The 14310-nt window shown below is 44.1% G+C and carries 17 protein-coding genes; 12 read left to right on the top strand and 5 right to left on the bottom strand.

From position 1 onward, the window contains the following. Positions 1-811: beta-lactamase regulator AmpE (ampE, locus tag GPLA_RS13275; RefSeq protein WP_040514751.1), on the bottom strand; the 811-nt coding region annotated here is incomplete at its 3' end. Positions 812-839: 28 nt separating this feature from the next. After that, entirely contained in the window at positions 840-1409 is a 570-nt protein-coding gene (ampD, locus tag GPLA_RS13270) for a 1,6-anhydro-N-acetylmuramyl-L-alanine amidase AmpD (RefSeq protein ID WP_040514755.1), read from the bottom strand. A gap of 94 nt (positions 1410-1503) precedes the next feature. Here ampD and GPLA_RS13265 point away from each other — a divergent pair, with 94 nt between their 5' ends. The 11 genes from GPLA_RS13265 (at position 1504) to GPLA_RS13215 (ending at position 10913) form a co-directional block, all read left to right on the top strand. Beyond that, on the top strand, positions 1504-2040 hold the full coding sequence (locus tag GPLA_RS13265; protein ID WP_007105435.1) for a retropepsin-like aspartic protease family protein: 537 nt from the start codon (positions 1504-1506) through the stop codon (positions 2038-2040). 43 nt (positions 2041-2083) lie between these two features. Continuing rightward, complete coding sequence (gene nadC / locus GPLA_RS13260) at positions 2084-2926, top strand: carboxylating nicotinate-nucleotide diphosphorylase (RefSeq protein WP_007105434.1); 843 nt, start codon at positions 2084-2086, stop codon at positions 2924-2926. 205 nt (positions 2927-3131) lie between these two features. Continuing rightward, on the top strand, positions 3132-3575 hold the full coding sequence (locus GPLA_RS13255) for a pilin (RefSeq protein WP_007105433.1): 444 nt from the start codon (positions 3132-3134) through the stop codon (positions 3573-3575). 66 nt (positions 3576-3641) lie between these two features. Beyond that, the gene (locus GPLA_RS13250) at positions 3642-4847 is read left to right on the top strand and encodes a type II secretion system F family protein (RefSeq protein WP_007105432.1); all 1206 of its coding nucleotides are present in this window, start codon (positions 3642-3644) and stop codon (positions 4845-4847) included. A 107-nt stretch (positions 4848-4954) separates the two neighbouring features. Further along, a complete protein-coding gene (locus GPLA_RS13245) occupies positions 4955-5851 on the top strand; it encodes a prepilin peptidase (RefSeq protein WP_007105431.1) in 897 nt (298 codons plus the stop codon). Continuing rightward, a complete protein-coding gene (gene coaE, locus GPLA_RS13240; protein WP_007105430.1) occupies positions 5844-6449 on the top strand; it encodes a dephospho-CoA kinase in 606 nt (201 codons plus the stop codon). Before GPLA_RS13245 ends, coaE begins: the two co-directional genes overlap by 8 nt. 142 nt (positions 6450-6591) lie before the next feature. Next, entirely contained in the window at positions 6592-7344 is a 753-nt protein-coding gene (zapD, locus tag GPLA_RS13235; RefSeq protein ID WP_007105429.1) for a cell division protein ZapD, read from the top strand. A gap of 28 nt (positions 7345-7372) precedes the next feature. Beyond that, on the top strand, positions 7373-7603 hold the full coding sequence (gene yacG, locus GPLA_RS13230; RefSeq protein ID WP_007105428.1) for a DNA gyrase inhibitor YacG: 231 nt from the start codon (positions 7373-7375) through the stop codon (positions 7601-7603). A gap of 159 nt (positions 7604-7762) precedes the next feature. Continuing rightward, complete coding sequence (locus tag GPLA_RS13225) at positions 7763-8506, top strand: glutathione peroxidase (protein WP_007105427.1); 744 nt, start codon at positions 7763-7765, stop codon at positions 8504-8506. A gap of 164 nt (positions 8507-8670) precedes the next feature. Next, positions 8671-9693 (top strand): alpha/beta hydrolase, encoded by a 1023-nt coding sequence (locus GPLA_RS13220; protein WP_007105426.1) that lies wholly within the window; start codon positions 8671-8673, stop codon positions 9691-9693. Between the two features lie 131 nt (positions 9694-9824). Next, positions 9825-10913, top strand: coding sequence for a glutathione S-transferase (locus GPLA_RS13215; RefSeq protein WP_007105425.1), 1089 nt, complete (start codon positions 9825-9827; stop codon positions 10911-10913). A 278-nt stretch (positions 10914-11191) separates the two neighbouring features. Here GPLA_RS13215 and GPLA_RS13210 read toward each other — a convergent pair whose 3' ends face one another. Beyond that, entirely contained in the window at positions 11192-11920 is a 729-nt protein-coding gene (locus GPLA_RS13210; protein ID WP_007105424.1) for a 16S rRNA (uracil(1498)-N(3))-methyltransferase, read from the bottom strand. A gap of 139 nt (positions 11921-12059) precedes the next feature. Further along, entirely contained in the window at positions 12060-12218 is a 159-nt protein-coding gene (locus GPLA_RS23735) for a hypothetical protein (protein WP_007105423.1), read from the bottom strand. Between the two features lie 318 nt (positions 12219-12536). On the opposite strand from GPLA_RS23735, the gene GPLA_RS13205 reads away from it, so the two are divergent. After that, positions 12537-13364 (top strand): mechanosensitive ion channel family protein, encoded by an 828-nt coding sequence (locus GPLA_RS13205; RefSeq protein ID WP_007105422.1) that lies wholly within the window; start codon positions 12537-12539, stop codon positions 13362-13364. 65 nt (positions 13365-13429) lie between these two features. Here GPLA_RS13205 and GPLA_RS13200 read toward each other — a convergent pair whose 3' ends face one another. Next, positions 13430-14236, bottom strand: coding sequence for a M48 family metallopeptidase (locus GPLA_RS13200; protein ID WP_007105421.1), 807 nt, complete (start codon positions 14234-14236; stop codon positions 13430-13432). Positions 14237-14310: the final 74 nt, after the last annotated feature.

Here is a 14310-nt window from a genome sequence, read left to right as displayed (position 1 = left end):
AATTAAGCCAACCGACTAGGGTTAATCCAGAAATAATGGCCATTAAAAATAGGATATTGCGTTTAGCGAGGCGAACCAGAGTACAGGGCTCTTCGGTGCAATTGAGTTCATCTGGCTCCACTTCCTCTGCGGCTCTGGATACATCGACCAATAATTTCTTGGCAGGTATTCCAGGCGTTAAAAAATGTCCTAACCAAATGGGCATAGCGCGGGAAAAATGCCCAACCAGTAAGAAACCTAACGCAGTAATACGCACGGGTAGCCAATCAAGTATATGCATAATGTTAGCGGCGCTGTGGTTTTCTTGACCGATACGCGTTTGTACTGCGCGTGCTAGTACGTACAGTACCGCCCCTGGGGCGCCTAACAGAACAAAAAATAAAGCAACCGCAGCGTAATGACGATAGTTTTGCCAAACTAAATTTTGCCCGAACGTCCCAGGACTTTGACCGTTTTCAATAATCTGGTCAGCATATAAATCACAGGCCTCCATATCGCCACGGTTGGCGGCTTGTAAATAACATTTATAGGTTGCACGAATACTTGGACAGCCTACACAGACCATAAGGATCGCAGTGCTAACAATGAAGGCGATAATTTGCCCGATAGCAAACGTAAGCACACAAAAGATAAGAATTGGCGGCAGGATAATAATAAGCATTAGCCATATCCAAGAGGTATCACTGGATAACCAGTCACGCTTTTGCCAGCGGTCTAGATATTTGGCACTGTAAAAATCCGCCTGCCAGTAACGGGACTTAGTTGTCACGCGCTCCACAAACAGCACCAGCAATAAACTGATTAATGTCATGCTTTTTTCCTCGTTGTTATCGTTTTTATTATAGGCTTTTAACTGGCGTTAAGCTTTGTCTTAACCGGGGCCAATCGAAGACATGTCCTGGATCGGTTTTTCGCCCAGGGGCAATGTCATTGTGTCCTACTATCCGGCCAAGGGTTATTTTTGGATAAGCCTGCATAATGGCATTAGTTAGCTGAGTAAGCACCTTGTACTGGATATCCGTATAGGGAATATGGTCGGCACCTTCCAATTCAATGCCAATTGCATAGTCGTTGCATTTTGAGCGACCTTGAAAACTGGATAAACCCGCGTGCCAGGCGCGTTGATTAAAAGGCACAAATTGGACAATTTCACCATCACGTTTAATCACACAGTGAGCAGAAACACGCATCCTGTGGATTTCGTTGAAATAAGGGTGGGCATCAGCAGCCAATTTTCCCTCGAAAAAATCATCTATATAGTTATTTCCAAATTGATTTGGGGGTAAGGATATATTGTGGATCACCAATAACGATATGTCTTGTGGGTCCGCGCGTTCATCTTTATGGGTGGTGGTGATGTGCCGAGCAGTGCTAACTCTATGTTGCTCAATTCGTGTGTTAATAGGCATTTGGCTAAGTAATGGTGATGACAACACAGCGCCCCTGTTAAATCTCAGTGAGGTTGGTATTATTTAACGTCACACAGTAAAAGTCGAATTGAATATGTCAAAAGATGGACCGCAGCAGGCTGTTGAGCCAAATAATAACCCCATGGGTAAATGGATGTTAATACTCGCTTGGGCGGCGGGCTTGGGTTTATTAACCTTATTATTCCACAAGCAATTGGCTGAGCAGCTGAATCCAAATTCTCAGCCCCATAGCCAGACAAGGGGAGAGCGGGTAGAGGTCCAGTTGCAGCAAAATCGCTATGGGCATTATGTGACGAGTGGTTTAATTAATGCTCAGCCTGTGGTGTTCATGCTCGATACTGGGGCAACTAATGTGTCTATTCCTAGCCAATTGGGACCCACGCTTGGCTTAAAACCGGGTCGGTCTGTTTGGGTACAAACCGCAAACGGACGGTTACAAGTCGCCCGTACCCTAATTGATGAACTTCAAATTGGTGGCATTGTGCTACGGGATGTAACGGCGCATTTAAATCCAGGCATGATGGGCAATGAAATTTTGCTTGGGATGAGTGCCTTGAAACAAGTAGAATTCGCTCAGCGAGGGGATCGTCTTATTCTGCGCAGCGAATAAGTGTTGGCTAATTTCTTAGAATCTAATTTATTAAAGAGTGACCATGTTACAACAAGCAATTCAAGACGCTGTTCAAGCAGCATTATTGGAAGATTTAGGCGGTGCAAATTGCGCTATGGGCGATATCACCGCAAATCTTATTCCTGAAGTTCAGCATATCAAGGTGAATATCATCACCCGTGAAGATTGTGTTATTGCCGGTAAAGCGTGGGTCGACGCAACCTTTTTACATCTTGATGAGAGTACCAAAATCACTTGGTATGTAGAAGATGCTCAGCATGTAAAAGCGGACACCGTTTTGTGTCATATCTCAGGTAATGCCCGGGTGATATTAACCGCTGAACGTACCGCGTTAAATTTTTTGCAGACATTGTCTGGCACTGCCACTGTGGTCGCTGACTATGTACAAGCGTTAGGCGATAGTAAAACTAAGTTGCTTGATACGCGTAAGACGCTACCCGGCATGCGTTTAGCGCAAAAATATGCCGTCACCTGTGGTGGAGGTAAAAATCATCGTATCGGACTGTTTGACGCCTACCTTATTAAAGAGAATCACATTTTAGCCTGTGGCTCTATTGCTAAGGCAATAGGAAAAGCGCGCGAGATGCACCCGACTATTCCGGTGGAAGTGGAAGTAGAGAACCTTGATGAGCTTAAACAAGCACTCGATGCTAAAGCTGACATCATTATGCTGGATAATTTCTCGTTAGCTGATACCCACGCAGCAGTTGCCTTAACCAAGGGGATTAGCAAATTAGAAGTGTCAGGTAATATCACCAAAGAACGTATTGCCGAGTTAGCTAAGGTGGGAGTGGATTATATTTCTAGCGGAGCACTCACCAAACATGTGCAAGCCATCGATTTATCCTTGCGGGTAGTCGGTTAATTTTTGTTACACCTGTGTTTCATTAGCCAAAAGACGTGCTGAATAGTTAAGTTACCGTTTTCATACACCTAGGTATAGCCCTGCATACTTGTCAGTTGGGCGGGGCGTTCTATACTGAACTGGAATTAGCAACACGCCTTGTTACAAAATCGTGACTAGGGCCTAACTTAACAAGACATGCACCGTGCAAGTGCAGGAGAGCTAAATGAACACAACTGACAAGAATACAGTGGCAACAAAAAAACAAAGCGGCTTTACCCTAATTGAATTAATGATAGTGGTTGCCATCATAGGTATTTTGGCCATGATTGCTCTGCCTGCTTATCAAACTTACACCGCTAAAGCGGGCTTTAGTGAAGTGGTTTCAGCGGCAGGACCTGCTAAAAAAGCGGTAGAAATTTGTGTGCAAACGGGGATTCCGGCTGATTGTACAGGTATCGCGATCCAAGATGGTTGGACAGCACCAGATTTGGTAAACACGATTGCCATCACAGGTGATGCTACAGCTTATATCATTACTGTAACCCCCGCTGCTAATGTGCAATCTGGTGTATCTGCTCTTGAAACCTATGTTTTAACTGGTACTGTTGCAAATGGCGCTGTGAACTGGGCTGCAACAGGTGGATGTACTGCCGCTAACTTGTGTTAATCAACTAGCGAATCGATTTCATGCCCAGCCTTTCTTGCTGGGCTTTTTCATTTAAGAGAGTGCCCTATGCCCAAAGCTACCACTACCTTTGTTTGGAGCGGCGCCAATCGTAAAGGTCAAACCGTTAAAGGGGAGATCAGTGCGGTATCGGTATTAGAGGCCAAGAACCTATTACGCCGTCAGGGCGTTTCCGCTAAAAAAGTCAAAAAGCTGGCCAAGCCGTTATTTGGCGGACAAAAAATCAAAGCCGTTGATATCAGTATTATTTCCCGGCAGATCGCCACCATGCTTAGCGCGGGTGTCACCCTGATCCAAACGATAGACATGATTGCCACTGGCCATAACAACCCAAACATGCGCAAAATGCTCGGTGACATTGGCGGCGAAGTGAAAGCCGGTAATCCACTGTCTGTGGCGCTGCGCAAACATCCCGATCAATTCGATGATTTATATTGCGATCTGGTGTCTACCGGTGAGCAATCGGGTGCCCTTGAAACCATTTATGACCGTATCGCCATCTATAAAGAGAAAGCAGAGGCCTTAAAGTCGAAAATTAAGAAAGCCATGTTTTACCCAGTGGCAGTGATCGTGGTGGCATTTATCGTGACCACCATATTATTGATTTTTGTGGTACCGCAATTTGAAGAAATTTTCAGCAGCTTTGGTGCTGAGTTACCCGCCTTTACGCAGTTTGTATTGGGGATCTCTAGATTCCTGCAGGAATATGGTTTATTTGTCGGCGCTGGTTTAGTGGTGGCCAGTATCATGTTTGGCAAAACCTACAAAAAATCAAAACGGTTACGAGACTTTCTCGACGATAAGTTACTGAAAATTCCGGTCATCGGCCAGATCTTAAAAAAAGCATCCGTGGCGCGATTCAGCCGCACGTTAGCCACCACGTTTGCCGCAGGTGTACCCCTTATCGGCGCGTTGGATTCCGCCGCCGGAGCCTCTGGTAATGCGGTTTTTAGGGATGCGATATTATTCGTTAAAAAAGAAGTCGCTGGCGGTACGCAAATGAATACGGCAATGCGCGCCACGGCAGTTTTTCCAGATATGGTCACGCAAATGGTGGCGATCGGCGAAGAAGCGGGCGCAGTGGATGATATGCTGAGTAAGATTGCTACCATTTATGAAGCTGAAGTGGACGACATGGTGGATGGCCTCACCAGTTTGCTTGAGCCCATGATCATGGCCGTATTGGGCGTGGTTATCGGTGGTTTAATTGTTGCCATGTATTTGCCTATCTTTGAAATGGGTAATGTGGTGTAACCCTGATACTGTGTTAAACCTTGCTAAGAATACCGCCTAAGGTCTAGTTTCGTTCTTGCTTTTCTGGCAAGCTAGCGGCCATTAATCGCCTTTAAAAGCTCACCCCAATGGACGCAATTTTTCAGCTTATGGCTGACTCCCCCGCATTTTTCCTCAGTGTTGTTTTTGTTGTCAGTTTGATGGTGGGTAGCTTCCTCAATGTGGTGATATACCGTTTACCTATCATGATGGAACGCAGTTGGAAGGCCGATTATCAGGCGCATTTTGCGTCTGATGAACAAAGCACACAATTAACTGAATTTAATTTGGTTAAACCTGATTCAACCTGTCCCAAATGCCAGCATAAAATTCGTGCATGGGAGAATATTCCTGTCATTAGCTGGCTGGTGCTAAAAGGTCAATGCAGCCAATGCCACAATCGCATAGCAATTCGCTATCCTCTGGTTGAGCTAATTACCGCATTAAGTTGCGTATGGATTGCTTGGCATTTTGGCTATTCAGTTTCAGCGTTAGCTGGGGTGTTACTGACGTGGTTGCTGGTGGCCCTTATTTTTATCGATGTGGATACCATGTTATTGCCTGACCAACTTACCCTGCCTTTGTTATGGATTGGTCTGCTGTTTAGTATCGTCAACCCAGCGGTCACCAGTGCTGATGCTATCATAGGTGCGGCCGCAGGCTACTTAAGCCTATGGTCAGTTTACTGGGGGTTCAAATTACTCACGGGTAAAGAAGGCATGGGCTATGGTGATTTTAAATTGCTCGCCGCGCTTGGTGCCTGGATAGGCTGGCAGTATCTCCCCATAGTGATTTTGTTGTCCTCCTTGGTGGGGGCGATTATCGGCATGGCTATATTGACTGTGCAGGGCAAAGATAAGGGGCAGGCGATACCGTTTGGTCCCTATTTGGCAATAGCAGGTTGGTTAACCTTGTTATACGGAGATTGGTTCGCTGCACAATATTGGCAGTGGGTGGGTGGGGCTATGAGTCATTATTATGAGTAAATACGTTGTGGGTGTTAGTGGCGGTATTGGCAGTGGGAAAACTACGGTAACCAATGCGTTTGCTAAATTGGATGTGGATATTATCGACGCAGATGTCATCGCCAGAGATGTCGTTGCCCAAGGTACTGAAGGCTTACGCGCAATCGTTGAAAAGTTCGGGCCAGATATTTTAGACCAAGGACAATGTCTTAATCGTCGCGCGCTTAGACAAATAATCTTCAGTGATGAGCAGGCGAAGCAGTGGTTAAATCAGTTGCTACATCCATTGATTAGACAGGAAACTCTACGCCAAACGATCAGCGCAACGTCATCTTATTGCATGTTGAGTGTACCGTTATTGGTTGAAAACGGCAGTTACAAAAATGTCGACCGAGTATTGATTGTAGATGTACCAGAAGCTAGTCAGTTGGCGCGCAGCATGGCACGGGATGACGCCGATGAAGCGCTGATCCGTTCAATTATGGCATCACAAGCAAGTCGCCAACAACGACTTGAGGTTGCTGATGACGTGATAGATAATAGCGGCGATGAAAGTGCGTTGACAGTGCAAATTTCTCGTCTTCATCACAAATACCTAGGTTATGCTGCTCAAGTCTAGTCTTCAATTGAAGCGTGTTAACGACGGGTTTAATCGTGCGGCAGAGATCAATCTAATTTAATTACAAACAATTTGCCGTTTTTATTGTCAAAGTGTTTACGTCTTTTTTTCATACCCATTTTCATCTAACTTTGAGAGAGTAATGCCCCAAGCCATTTATGAATTTCCGCTCAACGAAAAGGTCAGAACATATCTGCGCCTCGAGCAACTTTTTCAACAGCTAATACAAGTGAAGCATGCCACCGAAAATTGGCAATATATCCATTTTCTATCGTCTTTATTCACCCTTTTAGATTTGCTTGAGCGCTTAGATTTGCGCACGGATGTTTTAAAAGACGTTGAAGCCCATGAGAAAAATTTGGTTTTATGGTCTCAGCATCCAAATATTGATAACGACGCGTTGCAGTCTGCTTTGCAGCAGATTTTGCGTTTACGTGAAGAACTTAAAGGCGCCAAAAAATTTGGTTCAGAATTAAAAGAAGACCGTTTTTTGGCGGCGATCCGTCAGCGATTTTCAATGCCAGGTGGTACTTGCAGTTTTGATTTGCCTAATTTGCATTATTGGTTACAACAATCTCACGAACGGATCCAAGGTGACATTAAAGGCTGGATGTCAGATATCAATTTGATCGACCGAGGCTTACAAATTATTTTGGCGTTTTTACGTGAACGTGGACGTTTCACGACAGTAGAGGCGCCTAAAGGCTTTCATCAAGGTATTGCAGAAGATAAAAATGAATTGATCCGAGTTATTAGTGCTACGGACCAAGGATATTATCCCATGTTAAGTGGTAATAAATATCGTTATGCGATTCGCTTTATGTTGTTCACACCTAATATGCAAGGCAGTACCACAGTTGATGAGCTGGTCACCTGTAAGCTTGCTTGTTGTTAGTGTTAAAAATTTAGAAAAGGAGCGCGTAATGAAGGTGTATTGCCCTTCGTGTAAAAAAACAGTTGAGTGGGCTGACACCAGTCCATTTCGGCCTTTTTGCAGTAAAAACTGTCAACTTATTGATTTAGGCGAGTGGGCTGATGAACAGAAAACTATTCCTTGTGGCCCATCCAAAGACGCTGAAACGTCACAATTACCTGATATAGAAGATATTGAAGCCTTGCTAAGTCAGCAAGGAGATGATTTTTTTAATAATTAAATCGAGAGGTTCATAACGGCCGACGGTCAATTAAAACGCAGTTAGCTGTAATCGTTTTAAACGATTTAGCTGATAGATTTTAATTACTTATTATATTGTTACTGCTGCGCTATATTAGCTCCATCAAATCGATTCACCCATTAAACAACTGGAGATATTATGTCTAATCCAAATTTTGCAGATAAAACAGGCCAAAAGGTGCCTAGCGTTACTTTCCCTATTCGTGTGAATGACGAGTGGCAAAAACGCACTAGCGATGAAATCTTCGCGGGTAAAACCGTAGTTGTTTTCTCATTACCAGGTGCCTTCACCCCAACATGTTCGTCAACCCACTTGCCTCGTTATAATGAGCTAGCCAAAGTATTTAAGGCTAACGGCGTCGATGAGATTGTATGTGTGTCAGTAAATGACACCTTTGTTATGAACGCGTGGGCTCAAGACCAAGAAGCGCAGAATGTGAGTTTGTTACCAGACGGTAATTGCGAATTCACTGATGGTATGGGTTTGTTAGTCGATAAAGCTGACCTAGGTTTTGGTAAGCGTAGCTGGCGTTACTCGATGTTGGTAAAAGACGGTGTGGTAGACAAAATGTTTATCGAGCCTGATTTACCAGGTGACCCGTTTGAAGTATCTGATGCTGATACTATGCTTGAATATCTCGCTCCGGATGCTCGCAAACCTTCACCAGCTGCTATCTTCACTAAGCCTGGTTGCCCGTTCTGTGCCAAAGCAAAAGCGTTGTTGACAGAGAAAGGTTATGAGTTTGAAGAATTGCTCATGGGTAAAGAAATCACATTTACCGGTATGAAAGCGATTTCTGGCCGTGAAACTTGGCCTCAAGTTTTCATCAACGGCCAGCACATTGGTGGCAGTGATGATTTAGCCGAATTTCTGAACCAGTAATTCGCGCAGAAATTAGGTTTTGAAAGGGCTAACTTTGTTAGCCCTTTTTCGTATCTGTGAGAAAATTAAGTGACTTGTTCGTTGATAACCGTCATTCGGCCATAGCAATAACTAGCCTTGCCAGCTAGTATGGACGCAAGATTAACCGTCCTGATGCCTACCTCATGCTCTCTAAACGATTACTGCTCACTTTTTATGTTTTATTGCTCTCATTTCAAGTTAATGCGTCTATTGAGACCGGCCTTGAGCAGTTTAACGCCCTGTACCAACGTGAGTTGGGAGATATAATCAATTGTCCCGTGCAGCCTGAGTATCAGTATCGTGTGTGTTCTGGGCAATTAAAAAATGCCGGGAATGCGCCTTTCATATTGCATCATGGCCATAAGACGCAAAAAGTATTTGTATTATTTCATGGTTTAAGTGATTCACCCTTCTTCTTAACGTCTATTGCCCAAAGCTTATATGAGCAGGGCTATAACGTGCTGGTGGCACTCCTTCCTGGACACGGCAAGAAAGATGCCGACCAAGATATGCAGGATCCGGCACTCGCAAGCCGATGGCATAAAAACACTCAAAGTATGCTCGCCCTCGCCCCAAACTTTGGTGAAAGTATATATATCGGTGGGTTTTCCACCGGCGGTACACTTGCCGCCCAGTATGTATTGGAACATCCAGGGGAAACGAGTGGGTTGCTGTTATTTTCAGGAGCCTTGGCATTGGACTCAAGTGTTGAGACGATGGCAAAAATATGGGGCATTAAGTGGCTTGCTAAAACGTTAGACGGTGACTATCAATCAAGTGGACCGAATCCATTTAAATATCCAAGTGTTGCGCGCTACTCCGCTTTTCAACTTACCGATGTGATTTTTTCCGTGCGTGAATTAATGCAGCAAAAACGGCCATTAGCGTTACCGATTTTTGCTGTGCACTCCGAGGCTGACGTGACCACGCCTATAACCGGCGTGCAGCAACTGATGGCGTATAATAAAGGTGACAATACGTTACTTGCGCTCCCTAAAGCACTTGATGTGTGCCACGCAGATGTAGTGGTGAATGACGCGCAAATTAAGCAAATGGATTTTGATGAAAGCCAAGTAACAGAAATTCTGCCTTGCAGTGTGCCAAAAGCCAATCCACAACATAAAAAGATGCTTGAAGCGTTAACATCATTCGTGAGTGAGCATTAATAGCGAGTTGTTCAAACCTATGGTACGGGAGCATATTGACGCAGTTATCAGTGGGTATAACTGAACAAAATAGTGCGTTGCCGCAGAGAATATTAATCTAGCCATACTCTATCGTTTCAAAACGGATTAATATGTATACCTTGTATGGCTCAGAAGTCTCACTTTATACCGGAAAACTGCGGGCGTATTTGCGTTATAAAAAGCTGCCTTTTACCGAAGTATTATCCACTATCGGGGTATATAAAAATGTGATCCGCCCTAACACCGGGGTCACTTTTATTCCGGTTGTTAAAACGCCCGACGGCCAATTTTTACAAGATACGGCGCGCATCATAGACCACATTGAGGCAGAGCACAGCCAGCGCTGTGTGGTACCTAGTCGCCCTACACAGCGTTTGGTGAGTGAGCTATTTGCCTTGTGGGGAGATGAATGGTTGGTGATCCCCGCTATGCATTATCGTTGGAATAAAGATAACTTTCCCTTCATTTATCAAGAGTTTGGTCGTGTGGTGACGCCCAATTCCCCTGCTTTTATTCGCGCTTTTTTTGGTAAGAAATTAGCTAAAAAATTTAGTGGGTTTGTGCCCATCTTAGGCATTACACAACATTCCATTGCGAGCATTGAAGATTGGTATGAAAATACCGTATTACACCATTTGAACTGTCACTTTGCACAGCACGATTATCTGTTGGGTGGGCGGCCCAGTCTGGGAGATTTTGGCTTGATGGGCCCACTTTACGCGCATTTATACCGTGATCCTGCGCCCGGTAATTTAATGAAACGTATTGCACCAAATGTTGCTGCTTGGGTTGAGCGTATGAATCAAGTTAATGTGACTGAAGGCGAGTACCTAGCTGACGACACTATTCCTGACACGTTACTGCCACTGCTAACGGATATGTTTGCGCAGTTATGGCCCGTGTTGCAAAGTACTACCGAGGCATTGAGTCAGTGGCGCCAAAAGCACCCTCAAGAACACTTTATACCGCGCACTGTCGGCGAACATAGTTTTTCTGTTGGAGGGATAAGCGAAAAACGTGCTATTTCAAGCTTTCATCAGTACAAATTACAACGGGTACTGGATACATATCAGCAAAATGACGTGCAGGCTAAAGCGCAACTTGATCCGTTTTTACAAGGAGTAGGTGGCCTCGCTTATATGCAGATGACACTTGAGAATAGAGTCGCCATTGAGAGTAATAAATTAGTCTTTGCCTAACGGGATGTTTATTTTAACGTGAACACCGTTATTAGTCGATGATGAGTGGCGCTCCACCGTTCCTTTGGGCGGCTCAACTACTTGTTGTAGCTGATATGCATGCCCAAGCCCGTGTCGTTATTATCGTCACTAGGCTAAAAAAATGTGTACAAATTTGCCACTCTATCTCGTTCTATCTCATTCTATGTTCTGGCCATCATGATCCTTTCACCAGGACGTACAGCTACTAGATAAGCAAAATAGTATGATTTTTATGCAAGTAAATGTGCAAAGTATTGCTAAAGGTCGCCGTAAATAGCTTGTAACGCGCTAATAGCCGTTATGGCAGCCGTCTCGGTGCGTAATGTTCTTGGGCCGAGTTGCACCGTTTGATATCCGCCTTGCTCGGTCTGGTAAAGTTCTTGATCAGAAAAACCACCTTCCGGACCAATTAATAACCTCACGCCGTGGTTACCAATATTGATATGACGAAAACTTTTGTCGGCTCTGGGATGTAACGTTAGACGAAGTGCTTGGGTCGATTGATTTATCCAGTTTTGAAAGTCGGTTGGCATATGCAAAGTAGGTAGTACATTACGGCCGCATTGCTCACAGGCGGCAATGATAATCTTTTGCCATTGGGCATGTTTTTTTTGCCAGCGTTGTTCGTCTAGCTTTACCCCACAACGCTCGGTGATAAGAGGGGTAATTTCAGTCACCCCTAGCTCGACTGACTTCTGAAACACTAAATCCATTCGGTCACCGCGAGACACGCCTTGACCAAGGTGAATGGGCAGAGGTGATTCAAGGTTCATGCTGAGTTTGGCGTCAATTTGCACCAGTACTTTACGCTTGGACACATCGATAAACTCGCCGCTATACTCGTTGCCATCACCGTTAAATAACACCACTGGTTGGCCTACTTTTGCCCGTAAAACATTGGCTACGTGGTTGCAAGCATCTGGGGTTAATTCAAGTTCTTGATCTGAATGAAGGGTGTCAGGATGGTAAATTCTAGAAATTCGCATAGTTTAAACAATTGATCAGTTTTCCCTATGGTACCAAGGTATCTCTGTATCTGGGAAGGTTTACCATGACAAAGGATGAGTCAATGACTCAGTGAAGAACAATACTCGATAGAGGGTTCAAGTCTATCGAGTATTTGATTTAGTTTACTTCTGCTACGTTACCAGTATCTATTGATGACGCCTGAGCTATGGCGTTAGCTCCCTGGCGTGCATATTTAGTGTTCTTACCCGTATCTTTAAAAAGTGAGTAAGCAAATAGTACTGCAACGATAGTAGCGAGTATCACGAGTAGCAACATTTTCAATTCCTTTAAAAATATTATGCCGAGTAGAACAAATCGACCAGTTAAGTATATCACCAAGGTTACTGGATGTTCAAAAAAACAACCGGATTTTGCCTATGGCTTACAACTAAAAGGTAGTAGCCAAAAGTTGTAAGCAAAAATAATATATTTGTTAAAAATTACAGGTATATTAAGCCTGCGTTGAAAAGTGCAGTTTTTGTGTTATTTAATCGATCTGTAATATTAAGTAACATGTACACAGCTACGCTAGGCGTGATGGTTAGAGGAATAGGAGTAACCATCGAAAAAATAATGAAATATATGGAGAAATACATGTTTGAATTTGACTCAGAGCAAATGTCCCAAATGATCGACACCTATGTGATCCCTTGGTCAATCAATATCGTTATGGCAATTTTGATTTATGTTATCGGTAAAATCGTTGTCGGTTTAGTCATTAACTTGTTTGGCAAGGTAATGCAGCGTTCTAAATATGACGATATGTTAGTTGATTTTGTTAAAGCGATATTAAACGCAATATTAATGCTGTTTGTTATCATCGCTTCGTTAAACGAATTAGGTGTTGATACCACTTCACTTGTGGCCATATTAGGTGCTGCGGGTTTGGCTATCGGTTTATCTTTACAAGGCTCGCTACAGAATTTCGCTGCGGGTGTTATGTTGTTAGTATTCCGTCCATTTAAAGCTGGTGATTTTGTTGAAGCAGGTGGCGCTTCAGGAGTAATCAAAAGTATCAGTATATTTACCACGGTAATGACCAGTGGGGATAACAAAGAGATTATTATCCCTAATGGCCGTATTTATAGCGGTAATATCACCAATTATTCAGCTAAAGAAACACGTCGTGTGGATATGGTTGTTGGCATTGGTTATGATGCGGATCTAAGGCGTGCTAAAGAAGTATTGTTAGAGATGGTGGCGGCTGACTCGCGTATTTTGCAAGACCCAGCACCCAAAGTAGCCGTCTCTGAATTGGCGGATAGCAGCGTAAACTTCATTGTTCGCCCTTGGGTGAACTCTGCTGATTATTGGGGTGTTAAATTCGACTTTACTGAAGCGGTTAAATTGCGCTTTGACGAAGAAGGGATATCTATTCCATTTCCACAAATGGATGTGCACCTTCACAAAGATCCAGAGTAACCTTCTGTAATTTAAAAAATGCCGCTTTAAGCGGCATTTTTTATATATGGGTTTAGCGCTGAGGGTTATTTTTTGCACTGAGGGCGGTCGCTTGCTTGGCGATATAAGCTCAAGGCAGGAGCCATATTTTCGCTTAGCTTATCAATACGACTTTGTGGTGCAGGGTGAGTGGACAATAACTCGGGCTGGCGATTGTCACCGCTAGCTTTGGCCATGTTCTGCCATAAATTAACCGATTGCTGTGGATTGAAGCCTGATTTGGCCATCAGTTGTAAGCCAATCAAGTCTGCTTCGGTTTCATGGGTACGGCTAAAGGGGAGCTGCACACCGACCTGAACTCCCATACCAATAGCGGCCATAATCATACTATTGTTGGCAATTTGATTGGCCTGCAACAATTGGTTGGTTGCTTCCATACCTATGCCGATAAGCGTACTGCTCGACATACGTTCATTACCGTGCTCAGCAATGACATGGCCTACTTCATGACCAATAACAGCAGCCAATTGATCTTGATTTTCAGCGACATCGAGTAAGCCGGTATATACGCCAATTTTCCCTCCGGGTAGGGCGAAAGCATTCACCTGGGGATCGTCGAAAACCACAAGCTCCCATTCACCGGCAAAAACCGATTTAGGCACATGTTTGGTGATCGCATCGGCGACACATGAAACGAATTGATTGGTCACAGGGGTTTTCGATACTTTTTGCTCAGACTTCATACCATCAAATGTCTGTTGACCCATGTTAGCCAACTGATCCGAAGAATAAAGTTTGAGCTGGTTTCGCCCCAGTGGCGATTTTGCACAGCTAGTGAGCAGCAGAGTCGATACGCAGACGGCGGTGAACACTTTACTGAATGAAAATGGCATAGCGTAGTTCCCGTGAATTAGTTTATTTAATAATAACGAGGATACTACCTTGTTATCACAATGCAGTTAAGTGA

The sequence above is a fragment of the Paraglaciecola polaris LMG 21857 genome, from assembly GCF_000315055.1.
In the GTDB taxonomy this organism is placed as follows: Bacteria; Pseudomonadota; Gammaproteobacteria; order Enterobacterales; family Alteromonadaceae; genus Paraglaciecola; species Paraglaciecola polaris.
The sequence above is the reverse complement of the archived record's forward strand: the minus strand, read 5'-3'. Positions and strand labels throughout refer to the sequence as shown.